This is a genomic window from Enterobacter wuhouensis, from assembly GCF_035835995.1.
Classification (GTDB): domain Bacteria; phylum Pseudomonadota; class Gammaproteobacteria; order Enterobacterales; family Enterobacteriaceae; genus Enterobacter; species Enterobacter wuhouensis.
The window spans coordinates 3,662,105-3,683,688 of the sequence record NZ_CP142124.1; the positions used below are offsets into that span (position 1 = coordinate 3,662,105).

Below are 21,584 nucleotides of genomic sequence, written 5' to 3' on the forward strand. Positions count from 1 at the left end.
CTTATCTTCCTTCATTAACGATATGGGTGCCGGTTTCACCGCGCAGCGCCGCGGGCAGGCAGTCCGGCGAGGTGATAATCACCCGCCTGCCGCCGTGTTTTAAAAACTCCAGCGAGGCGACGATTTTGGGCAGCATGCTGCCCGCCGGGAAGTGGCCTTCGTCCATGTAGCGCGTCATCTGCGCCACGTTTACGCCGTCCAGCGCCTGCTGGTTTGGCTTGCCGAAGTTAACGCACACTTTCTCCACGCCAGTAGTGATCACCAGCACGTCGGCGCGGATCTCGCGCGCCAGCAGCGCGGTGGAGAGATCTTTATCAATCACCGCGTCGACGCTCTGGTAGTCGCCCTGCTCGCTGCGGATCACGGGTATTCCGCCGCCGCCCGCGCCAATCACCACAAAGCCTTTTTGCGTCAGGGTTTTTATGGCATCCGCCTCGACAATCCGCAGCGGCTGCGGAGAGGCCACCACGCGGCGATAGCCGCGGCCTGAGTCTTCGACAAAACGCCAGTCCGGGTGCGCACGCTGCAGCTCGTCGCGCTGCAACTCGGTGAAGAACGCGCCGATAGGTTTCGTCGGGTGCGTAAAGCCGGGATCGTTTTTATCCACCTCGACCTGGGTGACCACCGTCACGGCTTTTTTATCACCGCGCGCGGCCAGGCGGTTGTTGAGCGCCTGCTGGATCAGGTAGCCGATGCCGCCCTGGGTGTCCGCCACGCAGTTTGCCAGCGGGGTCAGCGGCAGCCCTTCCCGCTCGTGGGCGATTTCGGCGCGGCGCAGATCCAGCCCCACCTGGGGGCCGTTGCCGTGGGTGAGCACGATGTCATAGTCGGAGGCCAGCATTTCGAGCACCGACTCGGCCACCGCTTTCACCGCCTGCGCCTGATGCTCAACCGACTGGCTGGCGTTGTCTTTGATAATGCTGTTGCCGCCGATGGCGACGACCATAAGCTCTTTCATATGCTTTCCTTCACATCGGTGCGGTATGTTTCCCCTCACCCCGGCCCTCTCCCCAAAGGGGCGAGGGAGTTAACGTCCCCTCTCCCCTTTGGGGAGAGGGTTAGGGTGAGGGGAAATGTTTTAAGCTTCAGAAACCGGTGCCGCAGCGCTCGCAGCTTCCCGGCTATCGAGGAAATGCTTCACCACAAACATGCCGCCCATCATCAGGTAGGCCGTGACGAACATCAGCGAGCTGCCTTCGGCAAATCCCACCACCGGGGCGTGGATGACGCCGAACAGCGCCAGCAGCGCGCCGACGGCTGCCGCAACGGCCCCGCGCAGCGGCTTGTTGATGATGGAGAAGATGGCGATACAGCCCCAGAGCATGCTGGCGAGCGGCGCGCCGTTGCCGAGGTGCATCAGCCCTTCGTAGTAGATCCCCTTGCTGTGCAGCACGTCGGTGCCGATTTTCGCCGCGCTGGTGCCCGCCGCCCCCATCACGCTGTTCATCATGGTCAGCGCCCAGTTGGCGATCCACGGGAACAGGCAGATGAAGATCACCGGCACCTCCACCTTGGGCGTTTCCCTTACGACCTGGTTGGCCGTCACGATGCCGATAAACACCAGAATCGGCACGATGGCGGTCATCGGTATGATGGCGAGCATAAACGCCCCCAGCCCGAACAGCGGCACGATGAACATGGTCACGCCGGAGGCCAGCGTGTAGCCGATGCTGGCCCCCATCGCTTTCCAGCCGGGATGACCGACGTAGACCGTCACCGGGAACGGGTTGCCCATCAGGCAGCCGAGCATCGAGGCCAGGCCGTTCGCCAGCATCACCTTGCGGGTTGGGTAGGGATCGCCCGCCGCGTGGGCGCTTTCGATGTTTTCCAGGTCAAAGATGTAGTTCGCCAGCCCCAGCGGTACGGCAGACGCGAGATACGGCAGGGCGTGCGGTAGCCCCTGCAGGAAGCCTTCCACGTGCACCTGCGGCGGGTTAAAGCCAAATGACGACATCGAGGCTTTGATCGCTTCCGGGCTTTGCAGGCCGGAGATCCACGCCAGCGCCGTACCGGCGATTAACAACAGCAGGCCGGTCGGGATTTTGGCGAAAATCGGCTTTTTACCGAACCAGTTGATGAAGATCAGCAGCAGCACGATAAACGACACGGTCGGCGCTTCGAACGCCTGCAGCATCGGGTTCATCGCCAGCAGCAGCAGGCCTAAACCGGACAGGCACGACAGCAGCACGGTACGCGGGATCATCTTGCGGATGGTTTCCCCTAAAAACGAACCGCCCGCAAGGATCATCGCCTCAACAAAGCACCACACCAGGCCGATTTGGATAGCAAAATCCGCGTCGCCCGTTTGCTGATAAACCGGCATCAGCACCAGGAAGGTGACGGTAAAAATCGACGGCGCGCTCGGGCCGGACGGCAGCGCGGTGACGTCCGTGCGCCCGGTGGCGCGCGCCATCTGCAGGCCAAACCACGCGTAGCAAATACTCGCGACCAGCACCGCCAGCCCGAAGGCCGGTGCGATGCGTCCATAAACAATCTCCTTCGGGATGCCGACGACAAAAATGAGCAGCCCCATCATGGTCAGCAGATTGGTCAGGTTGTTGGTCATCAACCCGAAATACGCCGCCCAGTCACCTCTTTTCCACTCCAGCTTCATGTTTTTCATGGATGCTTGCCTTATAAAAAGTAGCGATCGCGGAAGGTCAACAGCGCCTTTTCAAAACAGCTAAACGGCGGGTGAACGATGCCCGCCCCAATCATGCCAATGCCCGCGTCTTTATGGGCAATGGCGGTGTTGATCACCGGCAGAATACCGCTGCCCGCGACTTTGGTGATGTCGATGGCGCTTGGGATGCCCATAAACGAGAGCAGCGGAATGGTGACGTTCGGGTTTTCGCCGAGGGTGATTTCGCGCATCTGGCGGGAGAAGTCGATGGCTTCGTCCACCGTCCCGCCCACCAGCGCAACGATTGCCGGGGCCGTCGCCATCGCAAAGCCGCCGATGCCGTAGGTTTCGGTGATGGCGCTGTCGCCGATATCCAGCCCGGAGTCTTCCGGCTTATAGCCCGCGAACATCGGGCCAATCACCTGCTGCGCCGGGCCGGTGAACCACTGCCCCGGCAGGCCGGAAACGCGCAGGCCAAACTCGTAGCCGTTGCGCGCCATGGTGGTGACGACGGTGCTGTACTCAATGCCGTGCGCGGCGTCCAGCGCGGCCTTACACATCGCCATCCACGTCGGGCCGGAGAAGTAGTCGCTGCTGGCGACGAACTCGAACACCTCGCGCTGCTGCTCTACCGGATAGCCCGCCTGGATCAGCCCCGGCGTTAGCGCCTGAATAAGCAGCGTGGTGCCCGCGTTGTTGCGGTTGTGGCACTCGTCGCCCATGTGCAGCGCCTGGGCCAGCATCAGGCGCAGGTCGATTTCGCCGATAATCTTCATCGCGTCGCGCAGCATCGGGCCGAGCACATCGCGCATCCAGTTCAGGCGGTCGATCACGCTCTGGTCGTTGGCCCCCATGCGCAGGATCTTCGCCATCTGCTCGCTGAGGTTGGTGAACGCGCGGTTGCCATAGGTTTTGTTCTCGACGATGTGCATAAACATCGACGCGGAGGTGACGCCCGCCATCGAGCCCACGCAGTCGTGCTCGTGGCACGGCGAGAAGGTAATGTCGCCAGAGGCCGCCAGCCTTGCCGCGTCGTCCAGATCTGTCGCCAGCCCTTCAAACACCAGCGCCCCGGTGACCGCGCCCTTCATGGCGCCACACATGTTTTCCCAGGAGACGGGCGGACCGGCGTGCAGAATGGTGGTGCGGGTCATGCCCGGCACAACGTTAATGGCCTGGTCGTAGCCCACCAGCACCGGATGGGACTGAATAATGCGCTCAAGGGCGATTTGGTTAGCGGCGGCGATTTTCTCCGCCAGCGGTTTTTCCGCCAGCTGGTCAAGCGCCTCAACGACCTGCATATTGCCCTGCCCCGGCGGCGTCCAGTCGAGCCGGGTGACGGGTACGTGCTGTTTTTTAAGATCGTCGCTGAACATCGCAATGCCGACGTTAATGACGTTCAGCGGCTGGTTGAATAAGGTGGTCATTATGCTTTCTCCCCTTTGCAGACAAATTCGCGCGCCAGTAATCCGGTATTGGTGCTGCTGCTGGCCCAGATCACGCCTGCATCAGTCAGCAGCTGGCACTGCTGCGACAGCGACTGCGGATCCTGGTCGGTGCCGAGCACGTAGCCGAGGATCTCAAGCGGACGGCGATCGGCCTTCGCGATGGCCTGCGCCTCTTTGATGGCGTCGAGCATCACGCCGACCGGATCCTCGTGCGCGCCGAAGCCCAGCACGAAGTCCATCACGATGACGCCCACCTCCGGGTCGCGCGCCTCCTGCAGCAGGCGGCTGATGCGGTTGGTCGGGTCGATCATCGGGTGCGGCTTGCCGTTGGTGAAGTCGTCGTCGCCGAAGTCGAGGAAGGTATGGGCTTTACTGACGCTGATGTCGCTCAGGCGTTTCGCGGGATCCGGCTGGATGTTGCTGTAAACGTCGTCAAATTTCGCAAGCGCCGCGAACATCGCCTCGTCGCACAGCGTGCCGCCGCAGAACAGGCCGCGAATGTACTTCTGCTGCGTCGTCAGGCGGGCGCGCACCTCTTCAATCAGCGGCCAGTTGAGCGGATGCAGGTCCAGGGACTCTTTTTTGATGCCGGTGAGCAGGACCGCCTTCAGTGCCGCCTCTTTGGTGCCGCGCGCATACTGCAGGCCGTCCTCATCGGCGGGCGGTTCGCTGCGCCCAAGGAAGCAGACGACAACGGGCTTGCGGCAGGCGCGGGCGCGGGCCAGCACCTTTTCCGCCACGGCAGGAGCCGGCGGCTTGGAGATGAGCGCAATCACCTGCGTGGCGTCGTCGGCCTCCAGCATCTCGATGGCGTCGAGCATCATCAGGCCGCCGATTTTCTCGCTGAGATCGCGCCCGCCGGTGCCAATCAGCTGCGACACGCCGCCGCCGAACTCGTGAATGCGCACGCTCAGCTCCTGGCTGCCGGTGCCGGATGCGCCGACGATGCCGATCGGGCCGCGGCGCACCGCGTTGGCAAAGCACAGTCCCGCGCCGTTGATGATGGCGGTGCCGCAGTCCGGCCCCATCATCAGCAGCCCTTTCCGGTGCGCCAGCTGCTTAAGCGCCAGCTCGTCGTCGAGCGACACGTTATCGGAAAACAGCATCACGTTAAGGTCGTTTTCAAGCGCCTGGCGCGCTTCGCGGGCGGCGAAGGTGCCGTTGACGGAAATCACCGCAAGGTTGCTGTCCGGACGATGGGTTTTGGCGCTGGCAATCGTCGCGTAGCGCGCTTCATGGGAGCCTGCGCTCTCTTTACGCGTGAACAGCGCTTCAATGGCGGCCAGCGTTTCCTCATTCGCCGCGTCGCCTTTAATCACGATCATCAGGTCGCCGTTTTTGGCTTCCGCTAATTCCGGCGTTAATAGCCCGAGATTTTTTAATACGCCTTTATTCATTTCCGTTGCCATAGCCACAAACGCCTGATCGACGCCCGGCAATTTATTGGCTTTGGTGGAAACGGACATTAATGATACCGAATCAAAATAGGTGTTCTTTTTTATGACGATTTTGGTTGGCATTATTTTCTCCAGAACGCGGATAAAAGGGGGCCGCCGTCGCGCAAAATGCACGTCGGTTAAAAATACTTTTCAATTAACGGCCAGCCGGAAAAGGCTGGCCAAATGCGTTATGCGCCCGCCGCCAGCAGCAGGTCAGCTATCGCATCGAAGCCTTTTTCCCGCGCCAGCTCGAGCGGCGTTTTACCGTATTTATCGGTCATGTGCGGGTTCGCGCCGTGATCCAGCAGCAGCCTGACGATCTCCTGCTGCTTCGCGCCGCCGTCGTTAAGCACGATCGCCTCCAGCAGCGGCGTCCAGCCGACAAAGTTGGTGTGGTTGACGTTGATATCGGTTTTTTCCAGCAGCTCGCGCACGATCTCAACGTGCCCCTTTTCGCTGGCGGGCGTAATGCCCACGCCGCCAAAGCGCGTCAGACGGTCGAGATCGGGATTGGCCGGGAGGACAGTGCGCAGCAGGGTGATATCGTTGGTCAGGCAGCTAATCAGGAAGGGGTTAAAGCAGGTCTGATCCTGCTTATCAATATCCGCCCCGGCTGCAATTAATAACGCTACGCAGGCATAATGTTTTTTCAGGCTGGCAATGATAACGGCGGTTCTTTTCTGGCGGTTGGTGGCGTTAATATCCACGCCTTTTTCCAGGCAGGCTTTTAGCGCGTCGCTATTGCCCTCCTCTGCCGCCAGCAGAAATTCAGTAACGAGTTCGTTCGCAGACATATTCAGACTCCCGATGTTTTTATTTCTGTTGACCTGAGAATAGCAACAGCCTGGTCATAAAAGAATCCGCTTAAAAATGATTCATCGACAGTCAATTCATTGTTGAGGTAAATTCAACAGTCAGGTCAAAACGTGCGTCCGTGCAACCTTTTTCTTATGTTTCTCCGCGTTTTAGCGCGCGAAGCTGCATTCTGCTTATGTCTGATGAAGCCTTATGGTGTGCGGCCTACGACAAAGAGTCAGAACTGTGATCGGCTTCAAATGCGTTGTAACGGCGTTGTTAAAATATGTTCAAAACTGATGGCTGACGGGAGTGAGATATGAATTCCATCTTTACCGAAGAGAACCTGCTGACCTTCACCACCGCAGCGCGCTTCGGCAGCTTCAGCAAAGCCGCCGCCGAGCTGGGTGTCACTACCTCGGCCGTTAGCTATACCATCAAGCGCATGGAGACCGGGCTGGACGTGGTGCTGTTCGTGCGCAACACGCGCAGCATCGAACTGACCGAGTCCGGGTTTTACTTTTACCGCAAGGCCACCGACCTGCTGAACGATTTTCACGCCATCAAGCGCGGGATAGATACCATTTCCCAGGGGATCGAAACCCGGGTGCGCATCTGCATCAATCAGCTTTTGTATACCCCTCGCCACACCGCCCGGCTGCTGCAGGTGCTGAAAAAGCAGTTTCCCACCTGCCAGATCACCGTGACCACCGAGGTGTATAACGGCGTCTGGGACTCCATCATTAACAATCAGGCCAACATTGCCATTGGCGCGCCGGATACCCTGCTCGACGGCGGCGGCATTGACTACACCGAGATCGGCGCTATCCGCTGGGTCTTTGCCATTTCACCGACGCATCCGCTGGCGTTTTCGCCGGAGCCGATAGCGGAAAGCCAGCTTCGTCTGTATCCCAACATCATGGTGGAAGACACGGCGCACACCATTAACAAGAAGGTTGGCTGGCTGCTGCACGGGCAGGAGGCGATTCTGGTGCCGGATTTCAACACCAAGTGCCAGTGTCAGATCCTGGGCGAAGGGATAGGTTTTTTACCGGAGTATATGGCGCGGGAGGCGATGGAAGATGGGCTGCTGATAACGCGGCGGATCAATAACCCGCGTCAGGATTCACGCATGCTGCTCGCCACGCAGCATGCGGCGACCGGCCAGGTGACGCGCTGGATCAAACAGCAGTTTGCGCCAGACGGCGTCCTGACCGGGATCTACAGCGATTTACTCTGGCGGGCCTAGCTTTTGGATTGCACCCAAAACGCGTGGATAAGGCCGGGAATATAGCCCAGCAGCGTGAGAAGGATGTTGAGAATAAATGCCCAGCCAAATCCTTTGCCAAGCAGCACGCCCAGCGGTGGCAGGATGATGGTAAACACGATACGCCAAAAACCCATAAAAAACTCCGTGCAAGCTAACCAATTGAAAATAAAAAGAGAGTATCTCTAAGCATAGCCAGTTTACCGCTTGCTGCCAGGGCGCCCTCGCGCTTTTACCTGCCTTTACCCTCTTTACACTGGCTTAAGCGCTCACCACTCAGGGGTAGAAACAGGAAATTCATTGTGCCCTGGACGCAGCGTGGGCTAAGGTGAAACGCACAAATCAATGAGGAGGTGTTATGTTTTCTGTCGGTGATTATGTACAACCGCGTCAGGGCGGCCCAAAACTGAAAGTGCTCGAAGTGGACGGTGAGAACATTGTGGCGGTACAGGCCAGCAATGAGCAGGGCGAGAAATTTACGCTGAAAGCCGCAGACGTGACCTTATATACCGAAGCAGGTGATTTCGGCGTCTGCTAATAATATAACCGGGCGGCGCTCCGCCCGGCTTCTGGATTAGATCAGGAAATCATCCAGTGATTTGCCGTTTGCCAGCGCAGTGGCAATTGGCTTCGGCGTGCGGCCCTGACCGGTCCAGGTTTTCTCTTCGCCATTCACGTCGGTAAAGCGATATTTCGCCTCACGAACTTTGCGTTTTTTCGCTGGCTGACCCGCGATTGCGCGTTCTGAACCGAGCAAATCAGAAGGTGAAATACCATCGGCTTTCATCAGTTCCAGCAACGCATTAATTTTATCCTGCTGCTCAGCACGTTGTTTCTCGAATTCCGCCTGTTCGCTACGTTTCTCTTCGGCAACGATGCGGACTTTCTCCAGCATTTCCTCGAGCACGTCCAGGGATAATTCACGCGCCATCGCACGCAGAGTACGGATATTATTAAGATTCTGTAACGTCAAAGACATAATAATTGAAAACCTTTTCTTTGGGGTAAGTCGAAAAATCAACGGGTAGAATAATTGATTTCCCCGCCAATATCTACCCATCCACTCTTTTTGACAATATTGTAAGTATTTTAAAATATGAATTTTAAATATCTGAACAGGTGCCTGCATGTTTACCCGGGAATATATCCCCCACTTCAATATAAATGTTCACTTTTAAGCCAAACTGCAGAATGCTGTGCTTCAGGCCATAAGAGCCAAAATCGCACGCCATCCATAAAATTTAAGCTATTGATTTTGAATTACAAAACGGCGGTTAAGGAACATAATAACGAAGCGTGCAAAAATCGCACAATCATAGAGGATTTTGTGGACAAAAGGCGATTAAATAAAAATTAATCACTAGTTGTTAGTTTAAACGCAGAGAGATACGCTATACACACAAAACAAACCAACCTAAAGCACTAATTGCTGCGGGCAAAACGTTACCCGTGTGTCTTCTCAAGGAGTTCAGACATGTTCTCACCGCAATCTCGCCTGCGCCACGCGGTAGCGGATACCTTCGCGATGGTTGTCTACTGTTCCGTCGTGAACATGCTGATTGAAATATTCCTCTCCGGAATGACCTTCGAGCAGTCGCTTTCTTCTCGCCTGGTCGCGATCCCGGTCAACATCATCATTGCCTGGCCTTACGGATTATACCGCGATGCCGTGATGCGATTTGCGCGTCGTATTAGCCCCGCAGGCTGGGTGAAAAATCTGGCAGACGTGCTGGCGTACGTGACGTTTCAGTCACCGGTTTACGTCGCCATTCTGCTGGTCGTTGGCGCAGACTGGCATCAGATTGCCGCTGCGGTCAGCTCAAATATCGTGATTTCGATGTTGATGGGTGCGGTTTACGGCTATTTTCTCGACTACTGTCGTCGGCTGTTCAAAGTCAGCCAGTACAGCCAGGCAAAAGCGTAATATGAGGCGACTGGCCCAGGCCAGTCGCAAACCTACTGAACGTCGCCAAACAATCCCTTCAGGAATCGCTCCAGCGCCATACGCGAGCTGAAACCGTGCGGAATACCATAATGCTCATGCCTTTCACCGCCTAAATAGAGCGGAAATTGCTGATAATGATCGCAGGTTTTAATATCCGAGGCGGGCTCAGCAAATGACAAACTTCTGTCTTTCAGCGTCGGGTGAATAATGAGAGCGGTGCGCCCCATTCTTGCTTCACGGTTAACGTAAACATAATTCTCGCCACGGCGATATCCGTACGCTTTTGACGTTACCTCATCCATGGTGAACCCTTCTTTTTCAAGAACGCGCGCCACCTCATCGGGTCGTAAATACATATCTCTTCCTCATTATCATTCCTGCCCGGCAACCTTACAGTATTCAGCATTAGCAGGGCTTTCAGAATATTCCATAAACTGCCCGATAAGGCGTGACTCCCTTCAGATATTAAATTTCTGAACTACACTAAACGGGAACGCAAATTATGGAGGATCGTATGTTTAACAGACCGAACCGAAACGATATTAATGACGACGCTCAGGATATTCGTAATGATGTCAGTCAATTAGCGGACACCCTGGAAGATGTATTGAAATCCTGGGGAACCGACGCGAAGGATGATGCGGATGCCGCGAAACGTAAGGCTCAGTCTCTGCTGCGTGAAACGCGGGCCAGAATGAACGGCCGCTCGCGTACCACGCAGGCTGCCTGCGACATGGCGAGCTGCGCCACTACCTTCGTGCGCGAAAAACCGCTTTGCACGCTGGGCACGGTCGCGGCGGTCGGCATTTTCGTCGGCGCGCTGCTCAGCCTGCGCAAGTAAGCGCGGCCTGTCAGCCCCGGTAGCCTCTGGCGCCGGGGCTTTTCTTTGCCCGCTCGCCTGAAAATCCCGTACAGCCTGCCCTGCCCCGCCGGGCTCATCGCCGGGGCATAATCAATCTAAATTTCCCATATCTTGTATGGTTGAAACTTATCACAACTACATCTAGTATTCCCTTTAGCAAGATACACACAACCTGACGCGACAAATCGCGCCAGCCTTTCATTCTAAATGGAAATACGAATCATGAGCATTATTATTTACACTCGTAACGATTGTGTTCAGTGCCACGCCACCAAACGCGCGATGGAGAGCCGCGGCGTACGTTTTGAGATGGTGAATATCGACCTGGTTCCCGACGCTGCCGATACCCTGCGCGCGCAAGGCTTCCGCCAGCTGCCCGTCGTGGTTGCCGGGGAAACCAGCTGGTCTGGCTTCCGCCCGGACATGATCAACCGCCTCGCCGCTCAGGCCGCCAGTGCATGAGTGGGCTGGTCTACTTTTCCAGCAGCTCGGAAAACACGCTTCGCTTTATCGAGCGCGTCGGGCTGCCTGCAATCCGCATTCCGCTGAACGAGCGGGAGCGTATTCAGGTAGACGAACCCTTCATACTGGTCGTGCCCAGCTATGGCGGCGGCGGGACGGCGGGCGCGGTTCCCCGCCAGGTCATCCGCTTTCTGAACGATCCTCATAATCGACAGCTTATCCGCGGCGTGATTGCGGCGGGAAACCGCAATTTCGGCGATGCCTTTGGCCGCGCCGGGGATGTCATCTCTCAAAAATGCGGCGTGCCGTATCTCTATCGCTTCGAACTGATGGGGACACAGCAGGACGTAGAAAACGTGCGTAAAGGAGTGAACGAATTTTGGCAACGACAACCGCAGAACGTGTAATTCAGGCCGCGCCGGATTACCACGCGCTAAACGCGATGCTCAATCTGTACGATCGCGAGGGGCGAATTCAGTTTGGCAAAGACCACGAGGCGGTCGACGCGTTTTTTGCCGCTCACGTTCGCCCGAATACCGTAACGTTTGGCAGCCAGCAGGAGCGTCTCGACTATCTGGTAAAAGAGGGCTACTACGAAGAAGGCGTGTTGACCCGCTACGATCGCGACTTTGTCGTGACGCTGTTTGAACGCGCGCACGCCAGCGGTTTTCGTTTCCAGACCTTCCTCGGCGCGTGGAAGTATTACACCAGCTATACCCTGAAAACCTTCGACGGCAAACGCTATTTAGAGAGCTTCGAGGATCGCACCGTGATGGTGGCGTTAACCCTGGCGCAGGGGGATGAAGCGCAGGCTGAACGCCTGATGGAGGAGATCCTCTCCGGTCGCTTCCAGCCCGCCACGCCGACCTTCCTCAACTGCGGCAAAGCCCAGCGCGGCGAGCTGGTTTCCTGCTTCCTGCTGCGCATCGAAGACAATATGGAGTCGATTGGCCGCGCGGTGAACTCTGCGCTGCAGCTCTCTAAGCGCGGCGGCGGCGTGGCGTTTCTGCTCTCGAACCTGCGCGAGGCGGGCGCGCCGATCAAGCGCATCGAAAACCAGTCTTCCGGCGTGATCCCGGTGATGAAGATGCTGGAAGATGCGTTTTCTTACGCCAACCAGCTGGGCGCGCGTCAGGGCGCGGGGGCCGTTTATCTGCACGCGCACCACCCGGATATTCTGCGTTTTCTGGATACCAAGCGCGAGAACGCCGACGAAAAAATCCGCATCAAAACCCTTTCGCTCGGCGTGACGATCCCCGATATCACCTTCCGGCTCGCCAAAGAGAATGCCGACATGGCGCTTTTTTCCCCTTATGACATCGAGCGAATTTACGGCAAAGCCTTTGGCGACGTGGCGATAAGCGAACTGTACGACGAGCTGGTGGCCGACGATCGCATTCGCAAGACGTACATTAACGCCCGCGACTTCTTCCAGACCCTGGCGGAAATTCAGTTTGAGTCCGGCTATCCGTACATCATGTACGAAGACACGGTGAACCGCGCGAACCCGATCGCCGGGCGCATCAACATGAGCAACCTGTGCTCGGAGATTTTGCAGGTCAACAGCGCCTCCACCTACGACGAAAACCTCGACTACGCGGATATCGGGAAAGATATCTCCTGCAACCTCGGGTCGCTGAATATTGCCCACACCATGGATTCACCCGACTTTGGCCGCACGGTGGAGACCGCCATCCGCGGGCTGACGGCGGTGTCCGACATGAGCCACATTCGCAGCGTGCCGTCCATTGAGGCGGGCAACGCCGCGTCCCACGCCATCGGGCTGGGGCAGATGAACCTGCACGGCTATCTGGCGCGGGAAGGCATTGCCTACGGCAGCCCGGAGGGGCTGGATTTCACCAACCTCTATTTCTACACCGTCACCTGGCACGCGCTTAATACGTCGATGATGCTGGCGCGCGAGCGTAACCAGCACTTCGCGGGCTTTGAGCAGTCGCGCTACGCCAGCGGGGAGTATTTCAGCCAGTACCTTGAAGGCGACTGGCAGCCGAAAACCGAAAAAGTGCGGGCCCTGTTCGCCCGCGCGGGGATAACCCTGCCGACGCGCGAGATGTGGCAGCAGCTGCGCGATGACGTGATGCGCTACGGCATCTACAACCAGAACCTGCAGGCGGTGCCGCCAACCGGCTCGATTTCCTACATCAACCACGCCACGTCGAGCATTCACCCGATCGTGTCAAAAATTGAAATCCGTAAGGAAGGCAAAACCGGGCGCGTTTACTACCCCGCCCCGTTTATGACCAATGAGAACCTGGCGCTCTATCATGACGCGTATGAGATCGGCCCGGAAAAAATCATCGATACCTACGCGGAGGCAACGAAGCACGTGGATCAGGGGCTGTCGCTGACGCTCTTCTTCCCGGATACCGCCACCACCCGCGATATCAACAAGGCGCAGATTTATGCCTGGAAAAAAGGCATTAAGTCGCTGTACTACATTCGCCTGCGCCAGCTCGCGCTGGAAGGCACCGAAATTGAAGGCTGCGTGTCCTGCGCGCTGTAAGGAGAAAGGATGAAACTGTCACGCGTGAGTGCCGTTAACTGGAACAAAATTCAGGACGACAAAGACCTTGAGGTGTGGAACCGCCTGACCAGCAACTTCTGGCTGCCGGAAAAGGTGCCCCTTTCAAACGATATTCCGGCCTGGCAAACGCTGAGCCACGCCGAGCAGCAGCTGACGATCCGCGTTTTCACCGGCCTGACGCTGCTGGACACCATTCAAAACACCGTCGGCGCGCCTGCGCTGATGGCGGATGCGCTGACGCCGCACGAAGAAGCCGTGATGTCGAACATCAGCTTTATGGAGGCGGTCCATGCCCGCTCCTACAGCTCGATTTTCTCGACGCTGTGCCAGACCAAAGACGTGGACGCGGCCTACGCCTGGAGTGAAGAGAGCGCGTCGCTGCAGCGCAAGGCCGATCTGGTGCTGGAGTACTACCGCGCCGACGAGCCGCTGAAGAAAAAGATCGCCAGCGTGTTTCTGGAATCCTTCCTCTTCTATTCCGGCTTCTGGCTGCCGATGTACTGGTCGAGCCGGGGCAAGCTCACCAACACCGCCGACCTGATCCGCCTCATCATCCGCGATGAAGCGGTACACGGGTATTACATTGGCTATAAGTATCAGAAAGGGCTGGAGAAAGTCAGCCCGGAAAAACGCGAGGAACTTAAAGGATTTGCCCTCGATTTGCTGATGGATCTCTACGACAACGAGCTGAGCTACACCGAGGAACTGTACGCCGGCAGCGGCTGGGAGGAGGACGTGAAAGCCTTCCTCTGCTACAACGCCAACAAGGCGCTGATGAACCTGGGCTATGAGGCGCTGTTCCCGCCAGAAATAGCGGAAGTCAACCCGGCGATTCTGGCGGCGCTGTCGCCGAATGCCGACGAAAACCATGACTTCTTCTCCGGGTCCGGCTCGTCTTACGTAATGGGCAAGGCGGTGGAAACGGAAGATGAGGATTGGGATTTTTAATGTTTTCCCCTCCCCTCACCCCGCCCTCTCCCCAAAGGGGCGAGGGAGAAAAAACGGTACGGAGCGATCCCCTCTCCCCTCCGGGGAGAGGGATAGGGTGAGGGGAAAATAACATTCATTAATTTAATATAAATCCCCGCATTATCCCCATAATATTTCCATGTCATCTACACTGTAATTTCCGCTTCATATTCACCTGAATCACGCCGATTCAGGTGATATTTCCCGATGCTGCGGTAAAAAATTCAGAAAAATTCAAACCACCCTCAGCCCTTTACTCATGGGTAATTCAGCCGTTTCGCTTGTGGCAAAATTCGCGCTTATGGCGGACTCAGGGTTGTCTCAGATTCTCAGTATGTTAGGGTAATGCCAGTTAACTATTTATCATGGTAATCATATCGACATAAACAAATAACAGGACACTCTCTATTGCATGGCAATTAAATTAGAAGTGAAAAATCTTTATAAAGTATTTGGCGAGCATCCACAGCGCGCATTCAAATATATTGAGAAGGGCCTTTCGAAAGAGCAAATTCTGGAAAAAACCGGGCTATCGCTTGGCGTTAAAGACGCCAGTCTGGCCATTGAAGAAGGCGAGATTTTTGTCATCATGGGATTATCCGGCTCGGGTAAATCCACTATGGTTCGCCTTCTCAATCGCCTGATTGAACCCACCCGCGGACAGGTGCTGATTGACGGCGTGGATATCGCCAAAATATCGGCCGCAGAGCTTCGCGAGGTGCGCAGAAAAAAGATTGCAATGGTGTTTCAGTCATTCGCGCTGATGCCGCATTTGACGGTACTGGACAATACCGCGTTTGGTATGGAATTAGCGGGCGTGCCTGCTCAGGAACGTCATGAAAAAGCGCTCGACGCGCTGCGTCAGGTAGGGCTTGAAAATTACGCCCACGGTTATCCGGATGAACTTTCTGGCGGTATGCGCCAGCGCGTGGGATTAGCTCGCGCATTAGCCATTAATCCAGACATATTATTAATGGATGAAGCCTTCTCCGCCCTCGACCCATTAATTCGCACCGAGATGCAGGATGAACTGGTAAAATTACAGGCAAAACATCAGCGCACCGTTGTCTTTATTTCCCACGATCTGGATGAAGCCATGCGTATTGGCGATCGTATTGCCATTATGCAAAACGGTGAAGTCGTGCAGGTAGGGACACCAGATGAAATTCTGAATAATCCGGCGAATGATTATGTCCGCACCTTCTTCCGCGGCGTGGATATTAGTCAGGTCTTTAGCGCTAAAGATATTGCCCGTCGTTCCCCGAACGGCATTATTCGTAAAACGCCAGGCTTCGGCCCGCGCTCCGCGCTTAAGCTGCTGCAGGATGAAGACCGTGAATACGGTTATCTGGTCGAACGCGGCAATAAGTTTGTCGGCATTGTCTCCATCGACTCCCTGAAAACCGCTCTGGGCGAAAATCAGGGGATCGATGCGGCGTTAATCGACGCTCCGCTTGCCGTGGACGCCGAAACGCCGCTCAGCGAGTTGCTCTCACACGTGGGCCAGGCGCCGTGCGCCGTACCGGTCGTCGGTGAGGAACAACAGTACGTCGGCATCATCTCAAAACGGATGCTGCTGCAGGCTTTAGATCGCGAGGGGGCACACAATGACCGATCAATCTAACCCGTGGGGAACCACTGAAGCAGCGGACAGCGCTGCGCAATCTGCCGACGCGTGGGGTTCCACGCCTGCTCCTGCCGATGGCGGCGGTGCAGCTGACTGGCTCAACAGCGCGCCTGCGCCTGCGCCAGAACACTTCAACATTATGGACCCGTTCCACAAGACGCTGATCCCGCTGGACAGCTGGGTCACGGAGGGGATCGACTGGGTGGTCACCCACTTCCGTCCGGTCTTCCAGGGCATCCGCGTCCCGGTGGATTACATCCTCAACGGCTTCCAGCAGCTGATGCTGGGCATGCCGGCCCCGGTCGCCATCATCCTGTTCTCCCTGATCGCCTGGCAGATCGGCAGCGCGGGCATGGGGATCGCCACGCTGATCTCCCTGATTGCCATCGGCGCGATTGGCGCGTGGTCGCAGGCAATGATCACCCTGGCGCTGGTGCTGACCGCCCTGCTCTTCTGCGTGGTGATAGGCCTGCCGATGGGGATCTGGCTGGCGCGCAGCCCGCGGGCGGCGAAGATTATTCGCCCGCTGCTGGATGCGATGCAGACCACGCCAGCGTTCGTCTACCTGGTGCCTATCGTGATGCTGTTCGGCATCGGCAACGTGCCGGGCGTGGTGGTGACCATTATCTTCGCCCTGCCGCCGATTATTCGTCTGACCATTCTGGGGATTAACCAGGTACCTGCGGATCTGATCGAAGCGTCGCGCTCGTTCGGTGCTAGCCCGCGCCAGATGCTGTTTAAAGTTCAGCTTCCGCTGGCAATGCCAACCATCATGGCGGGCGTAAACCAGACGCTGATGCTGGCCCTGTCGATGGTGGTGATCGCTTCGATGATTGCCGTTGGCGGCCTGGGTCAGATGGTGCTGCGCGGCATTGGCCGTCTCGACATGGGGCTGGCCACCGTCGGCGGCGTCGGCATTGTGATCCTCGCCATTATTCTTGACCGCCTGACGCAGGCTGTCGGTCGTGATTCACGCAGTCGCGGCAACCGTCGCTGGTATACCACCGGCCCTGTCGGGTTACTCACCCGCCCATTCATAAAATAAGGAACAACGATGCGACATAGCGTACTTTTTGCCTCAGCGTTTGCGACCCTTGTCTCCACCAGCACCTTTGCGGCCGAGCTGCCGGGTAAAGGCATTACCGTTCAGCCGGTGCAGAGCACCATTTCGGAAGAGAGTTTCCAGACTCAGATCGTCAGCCGCGCGCTGGAGAAGCTGGGCTATACGGTGAATACCGCCAGCGAAGTGGACTACAACGTGGGCTATACCTCGATTGCCTCCGGTGACGCCACCTTTACCGCCGTGAACTGGCAGCCGCTGCACGACGACATGTATGCCGCCGCCGGGGGCGACAAGAAATTCTATCGCGAAGGCACCTTCGTGACCGGTGCGGCGCAGGGTTATCTGATCGACAAGAAAACCGCCGATAAGTATCACATCACCAATATTGAACAGCTGAAAGATCCGAAGATCGCCAAACTGTTCGACACCAACGGCGACGGCAAGGCCGACATGATGGGCTGCTCGCCGGGCTGGGGCTGCGAAGCGGTGATTAACCACCAGAACAAAGCGTTCGATCTGGCGAAAACGGTCGACGTGAGCCACGGCAACTACTCCGCGATGATGGCCGATACCATTGCCCGCTTCAAAGAGGGCAAGCCGGTTATCTACTACACCTGGACCCCGTACTGGGTGAGCGACGTGCTGAAGCCGGGTAAAGACGTGGTGTGGCTGCAGGTGCCGTTCTCCTCCCTGCCGGGCGAGCAGAAGGATATCGACACTAAGCTGCCGAACGGCATGAACTATGGCTTCCCGGTGAACACGATGCATATCGTGGCCAACAAAGCCTGGGCGGAGAAAAACCCGGCCGCGGCGAAGCTGTTCTCGGTAATGAAGCTGCCGCTGGCGGACATCAACGCCCAGAACGCCATGATGCACGAGGGCAAATCGTCTGAGGCGGATGTGAAAGGCCACGTTGACGGCTGGATCAAAGCCCACCAGCAGCTGTTTGACGGCTGGGTGAAAGAGGCGCTTGCGGCGCAGAAGTAAAAATACTACCCCTCACACTGCCCTCTCCCCAAAGGGGAGAGGGTGTATAAAATCCCCTCTCCCCTTTGGGGAGAGGGATAGGGTGAGGGGATCAAACCGCACCCAACCTAAACCGCACAATCCAGCACGTAACAATCCCCCAACATTCACAATCATTGGTTATTATGTTTCCGGAAAAATAATCACTTAACTTACGATCCCTGAACATAATGACTAAAACCACTCACGGGCTTAGCCCGGCACTGATTCTTTTAATGTCCGTGGCAACGGGTCTGGCGGTCGCCAGCAACTATTATGCGCAACCTCTTCTCGACACCATCGCCCGCGCGTTCAATCTCTCCGCCAGCTCCGCCGGTTTTATCGTCACCGCTGCACAGCTTGGCTATGCCGCAGGGCTGCTGTTCCTGGTGCCGCTCGGCGATATGTTTGAGCGCCGGATGCTGATTGTCTCAATGACCTTACTGGCCGCGGGCGGGATGCTGATCACCGCCAGCAGCCAGTCGCTGACGATGATGATTATCGGCACCGCGCTGACGGGGCTGTTCTCCGTCGTCGCGCAAATTCTGGTGCCGCTGGCGGCAACGCTCGCCGCGCCGGAAAAACGCGGCAAGGTGGTGGGCACCATCATGAGCGGGCTGCTGCTGGGGATCTTACTGGCGCGTACCGTTGCCGGACTGCTGGCAAGCCTGGGCGGCTGGCGCACCGTTTACTGGGTGGCGAGCGTGCTGATGGTCGTCATGGCGCTGGCGCTGTGGCGCGGCCTGCCGAAAGTGAAGCAGGAAAACCACCTGAACTATCCGCAGCTTCTGGCTTCCGTATTCAGCCTGTTCACGCAGGATAAACTGCTGCGTACCCGCGCACTGCTTGGCTGTTTAACCTTCGCCAACTTCAGCATTCTCTGGACGTCGATGGCCTTTTTGCTGGCCTCCCCGCCGTTTAACTATTCCGAAGGGGTGATTGGCCTGTTTGGCCTGGCAGGTGCCGCAGGCGCGCTGGGCGCGCGTCCGGCCGGTGGGCTGGCCGATAAAGGCAAGTCGCACATGACCACCTCCGCAGGGCTGGTCTTACTTCTGCTCTCCTGGGCAGCGATCTGGTACGGACATTCCTCCGTACTGGCGCTGATCGTCGGGATTCTGGTGCTCGACCTCACCGTGCAGGGCGTACATATCACCAACCAGACCGTTATCTACCGCGTGAAGCCGGACGCGCGTAACCGTTTGACCGCCGGTTACATGACCAGCTACTTCATCGGCGGGGCGGCGGGCTCATTAATATCAGCCTCGGCATGGCAGCATGCGGGCTGGGCGGGCGTGTGTTCGATTGGGGCCATCGTCGCCGCGCTGAACCTGCTTGTATGGTGGCGTGGCTATCATCGCCAGGAGGCGATTCACTAAGATTTACATTGCTTTGGACCTCTTGGGGTGTAAAGGGGTCCTGCATCTGTTAATGTAAACGCAATCATTTATCCCAGAAATTTTAATGTGGGTGACATATTTAGTACCGGCATGAATAGTTCAGACCCCCATCCTCACCTCCTCTCTTCTATGGGTTCACTCCCTACGCTTTCTGTGCTCACCGGGTCACGGACTTACCCGGCGCTTTCTGATGGTGACATACATTTGGCGGATATAACCGCACAAATAATTCATTTACATTATTTGTCACTGTCGTTACTATATCGGCTGTAATTAATGAGGTTATGCCCAAATGGATAGTTCGTTTACGCCCATTGAACAAATGCTTAAATTCCGCGCCAGTCGTCACGAGGAGTTCCCGTATCAGGAAATCCTGCTGACCCGCCTGTGCATGCACATGCAGGGGAAACTGCTGGACAACCGTAATAAGATGCTGAAAGCTCAAGGGATTAACGAGACGTTATTTATGGCGTTGATTACCCTGGAGTCTCAGGAGAACCACAGCATTCAGCCGTCTGAGCTGAGCTGCGCGCTGGGTTCATCCCGCACTAACGCGACCCGTATCGCGGATGAGCTGGAAAAACGCGGCTGGATTGAGCGCCGTGAAAGCGACAACGATCGCCGCTGCCTGCACCTGCAGCTGACCGACAAAGGTCACGAATTCCTGCGTGAGGTATTACCGCCTCAGCACAACTGTCTGCACCAACTCTGGTCTGTTCTCAGCACCGCCGAGCGCGACCAGCTTGAGCACATCACTCGCAAGCTGCTGACCCGTCTGGATCAGATGGATGAAGACGGCGTTATTCTTGAGGCGCTGCGCTAACGCGACGACACGCTCGACAATCCAGATTTATAAGAAAACCGACAGGCCAGCACGTCACACTGCTGGCCTTTCTGACAACAGGTCGGCTCAGCCGATGTGAAAATAAGAAGATCGTGGAGAACAACAATGAGCGCAAATGCGGAGAACACAACCCCGCAGCAACCGGTCAACAAGAAAGGCAAACGTAAGAGCGCCCTTCTTCTGCTGACCTTGCTCTTTATTATTATTGCCGTGGCATATGGGATCTATTGGTTTTTAGTATTGCGTCATGCTGAAGAGACAGACGATGCATACGTGGCAGGGAACCAGGTACAAATTATGGCGCAGGTGTCGGGCAGCGTGACGAAAGTCTGGGCTGACAATACCGACTTTGTGCAAAAAGGCGATGTGCTGGTCACGCTCGATCCGACGGACGCCCAGCAGGCGTTTGAAAAAGCACAGACGGAGCTGGCGTCCAGCGTTCGTCAAACCCGCCAGCTGATGATCAACAGTAAACAGCTTCAGGCCAGCATCGACGTGCAGAAAACCGCACTGGCGCAGGCGCAGAGCGACCTGAATCGTCGTGTTCCTCTGGGCACCGCTAACCTGATTGGCCGTGAAGAGCTGCAGCACGCCCGCGATGCCGTTGCCAGCGCGCAGGCACAGCTGGACGTTGCGATCCAGCAGTACAATGCGAATCAGGCGATGGTGCTGGGCACAAGCCTTGAAAACCAGCCTGCCGTTAAGCAGGCCGCGACCGAAGTGCGTAACGCATGGCTTGCCCTGCAGCGTACCAAAATCGTCAGCCCGATGACCGGCTACGTCTCGCGCCGTTCCGTACAGCCTGGCGCGCAGATTAGCACCACCACGCCGCTGATGGCGGTCGTTCCGGCAAACAACCTGTGGGTAGATGCTAACTTCAAAGAGACGCAGCTGGCCCATATGCGCATTGGCCAGACCGCGACCGTGGTCAGCGACATCTACGGTGACGACGTGAAGTACACCGGTAAAGTGGTGGGTCTGGACATGGGGACCGGCAGCGCCTTTTCCCTGCTGCCCGCGCAGAACGCCACCGGTAACTGGATCAAAGTAGTACAGCGCCTGCCCGTGCGTATTGAGCTGGATGAAAAACAGCTTGCTGACCATCCGCTGCGTATTGGTCTTTCCACGCTGGTGACGGTAGATACCGCCAACCGCGACGGTCAGATCCTCGCAAGCCAGGTCCGCAGCAGCCCGGCTTATGAAAGTAACGCCCGTGAAATTAGCCTCGATCCGGTCAACAAGCTGATCGATGACATCGTGAAGGCAAACGCCGGTTAATCCGAAGGTGAGCGT

The 21,584-nt window shown here is 57.0% G+C and carries 22 protein-coding genes; 14 read left to right on the top strand and 8 right to left on the bottom strand.

Going from position 1 to position 21,584, the window contains the following annotated elements; all coding sequences use genetic code 11:
- Position 1: 1 nt before the first annotated feature.
- The 5 genes from VPX56_RS17365 to VPX56_RS17385 all read right to left on the bottom strand — a co-directional run bounded on the left by VPX56_RS17365 (position 2) and on the right by VPX56_RS17385 (position 6,304).
- Positions 2 to 958: a carbamate kinase family protein gene (locus tag VPX56_RS17365; protein ID WP_326467945.1), complete on the bottom strand. Its 957-nt coding sequence runs from the start codon at positions 956 to 958 to the stop codon at positions 2 to 4.
- Positions 959 to 1,078: 120 nt separating this feature from the next.
- Positions 1,079 to 2,623: a xanthine permease gene (locus VPX56_RS17370; protein ID WP_326467946.1), complete on the bottom strand. Its 1,545-nt coding sequence runs from the start codon at positions 2,621 to 2,623 to the stop codon at positions 1,079 to 1,081.
- 11 nt (positions 2,624 to 2,634) lie between these two features.
- Entirely contained in the window at positions 2,635 to 4,050 is a 1,416-nt protein-coding gene (locus tag VPX56_RS17375) for a YlbE family protein (RefSeq protein ID WP_326467948.1), read from the bottom strand.
- On the bottom strand, positions 4,050 to 5,591 hold the full coding sequence (gene fdrA, locus VPX56_RS17380) for an acyl-CoA synthetase FdrA (RefSeq protein ID WP_326467950.1): 1,542 nt from the start codon (positions 5,589 to 5,591) through the stop codon (positions 4,050 to 4,052). The genes VPX56_RS17375 and fdrA overlap by 1 nt, the downstream gene beginning before the upstream one ends.
- A 107-nt stretch (positions 5,592 to 5,698) precedes the next feature.
- The gene (locus VPX56_RS17385) at positions 5,699 to 6,304 is read right to left on the bottom strand and encodes an ankyrin repeat domain-containing protein (RefSeq protein WP_326467952.1); all 606 of its coding nucleotides are present in this window, start codon (positions 6,302 to 6,304) and stop codon (positions 5,699 to 5,701) included.
- A 320-nt stretch (positions 6,305 to 6,624) separates the two neighbouring features.
- Here VPX56_RS17385 and VPX56_RS17390 point away from each other — a divergent pair, with 320 nt between their 5' ends.
- Positions 6,625 to 7,554, top strand: coding sequence for a LysR substrate-binding domain-containing protein (locus tag VPX56_RS17390; RefSeq protein ID WP_131633788.1), 930 nt, complete (start codon positions 6,625 to 6,627; stop codon positions 7,552 to 7,554).
- On the opposite strand, the gene VPX56_RS17395 is transcribed toward VPX56_RS17390, so the two are convergent.
- On the bottom strand, positions 7,551 to 7,709 hold the full coding sequence (locus VPX56_RS17395) for a YqaE/Pmp3 family membrane protein (protein ID WP_007681616.1): 159 nt from the start codon (positions 7,707 to 7,709) through the stop codon (positions 7,551 to 7,553). The two genes, VPX56_RS17390 and VPX56_RS17395, sit on opposite strands and share 4 nt — an antisense overlap.
- A gap of 221 nt (positions 7,710 to 7,930) precedes the next feature.
- On the opposite strand from VPX56_RS17395, the gene VPX56_RS17400 reads away from it, so the two are divergent.
- Complete coding sequence (locus VPX56_RS17400) at positions 7,931 to 8,110, top strand: YodC family protein (RefSeq protein WP_131633787.1); 180 nt, start codon at positions 7,931 to 7,933, stop codon at positions 8,108 to 8,110.
- Positions 8,111 to 8,146: 36 nt separating this feature from the next.
- Here the strand turns inward: VPX56_RS17400 and stpA are convergent, their stop codons facing one another.
- Positions 8,147 to 8,551: a DNA-binding protein StpA gene (gene stpA / locus VPX56_RS17405; RefSeq protein ID WP_131633786.1), complete on the bottom strand. Its 405-nt coding sequence runs from the start codon at positions 8,549 to 8,551 to the stop codon at positions 8,147 to 8,149.
- A 495-nt stretch (positions 8,552 to 9,046) separates the two neighbouring features.
- Between stpA and alaE the strand changes: the two genes are divergently transcribed.
- Positions 9,047 to 9,496, top strand: coding sequence for an L-alanine exporter AlaE (alaE, locus tag VPX56_RS17410; protein WP_131633785.1), 450 nt, complete (start codon positions 9,047 to 9,049; stop codon positions 9,494 to 9,496).
- A 32-nt stretch (positions 9,497 to 9,528) separates the two neighbouring features.
- On the opposite strand, the gene VPX56_RS17415 is transcribed toward alaE, so the two are convergent.
- Positions 9,529 to 9,873 (bottom strand): DUF2002 family protein, encoded by a 345-nt coding sequence (locus VPX56_RS17415; RefSeq protein WP_023333165.1) that lies wholly within the window; start codon positions 9,871 to 9,873, stop codon positions 9,529 to 9,531.
- 158 nt (positions 9,874 to 10,031) lie between these two features.
- On the opposite strand from VPX56_RS17415, the gene VPX56_RS17420 reads away from it, so the two are divergent.
- The 11 genes from VPX56_RS17420 (at position 10,032) to emrA (ending at position 21,569) form a co-directional block, all read left to right on the top strand.
- Positions 10,032 to 10,358 (top strand): DUF883 family protein, encoded by a 327-nt coding sequence (locus tag VPX56_RS17420; RefSeq protein WP_131633784.1) that lies wholly within the window; start codon positions 10,032 to 10,034, stop codon positions 10,356 to 10,358.
- Positions 10,359 to 10,601: 243 nt separating this feature from the next.
- The gene (gene nrdH / locus VPX56_RS17425; RefSeq protein ID WP_131633783.1) at positions 10,602 to 10,841 is read left to right on the top strand and encodes a glutaredoxin-like protein NrdH; all 240 of its coding nucleotides are present in this window, start codon (positions 10,602 to 10,604) and stop codon (positions 10,839 to 10,841) included.
- The gene (nrdI, locus tag VPX56_RS17430) at positions 10,838 to 11,248 is read left to right on the top strand and encodes a class Ib ribonucleoside-diphosphate reductase assembly flavoprotein NrdI (RefSeq protein ID WP_131633782.1); all 411 of its coding nucleotides are present in this window, start codon (positions 10,838 to 10,840) and stop codon (positions 11,246 to 11,248) included. Before nrdH ends, nrdI begins: the two co-directional genes overlap by 4 nt.
- Positions 11,221 to 13,365 (top strand): class 1b ribonucleoside-diphosphate reductase subunit alpha, encoded by a 2,145-nt coding sequence (gene nrdE / locus VPX56_RS17435; RefSeq protein WP_326467963.1) that lies wholly within the window; start codon positions 11,221 to 11,223, stop codon positions 13,363 to 13,365. Before nrdI ends, nrdE begins: the two co-directional genes overlap by 28 nt.
- Positions 13,366 to 13,374: 9 nt before the next feature.
- Complete coding sequence (gene nrdF, locus VPX56_RS17440) at positions 13,375 to 14,334, top strand: class 1b ribonucleoside-diphosphate reductase subunit beta (protein ID WP_263611303.1); 960 nt, start codon at positions 13,375 to 13,377, stop codon at positions 14,332 to 14,334.
- A 433-nt stretch (positions 14,335 to 14,767) separates the two neighbouring features.
- Positions 14,768 to 15,979, top strand: a complete 1,212-nt coding sequence (gene proV, locus VPX56_RS17445; protein WP_131633779.1) for a glycine betaine/L-proline ABC transporter ATP-binding protein ProV — start codon at positions 14,768 to 14,770, stop codon at positions 15,977 to 15,979.
- Complete coding sequence (proW, locus tag VPX56_RS17450; protein WP_165500701.1) at positions 15,963 to 17,027, top strand: glycine betaine/L-proline ABC transporter permease ProW; 1,065 nt, start codon at positions 15,963 to 15,965, stop codon at positions 17,025 to 17,027. Before proV ends, proW begins: the two co-directional genes overlap by 17 nt.
- Before the next feature lie 9 nt (positions 17,028 to 17,036).
- On the top strand, positions 17,037 to 18,032 hold the full coding sequence (gene proX, locus VPX56_RS17455) for a glycine betaine/L-proline ABC transporter substrate-binding protein ProX (RefSeq protein ID WP_165500700.1): 996 nt from the start codon (positions 17,037 to 17,039) through the stop codon (positions 18,030 to 18,032).
- Positions 18,033 to 18,241: 209 nt separating this feature from the next.
- The gene (locus tag VPX56_RS17460; protein ID WP_263611301.1) at positions 18,242 to 19,426 is read left to right on the top strand and encodes an MFS transporter; all 1,185 of its coding nucleotides are present in this window, start codon (positions 18,242 to 18,244) and stop codon (positions 19,424 to 19,426) included.
- 313 nt (positions 19,427 to 19,739) lie between these two features.
- Positions 19,740 to 20,270 (top strand): transcriptional repressor MprA, encoded by a 531-nt coding sequence (gene mprA, locus VPX56_RS17465; RefSeq protein WP_131633777.1) that lies wholly within the window; start codon positions 19,740 to 19,742, stop codon positions 20,268 to 20,270.
- Between the two features lie 126 nt (positions 20,271 to 20,396).
- Positions 20,397 to 21,569, top strand: a complete 1,173-nt coding sequence (gene emrA / locus VPX56_RS17470; protein WP_131633776.1) for a multidrug efflux MFS transporter periplasmic adaptor subunit EmrA — start codon at positions 20,397 to 20,399, stop codon at positions 21,567 to 21,569.
- Positions 21,570 to 21,584: the final 15 nt, after the last annotated feature.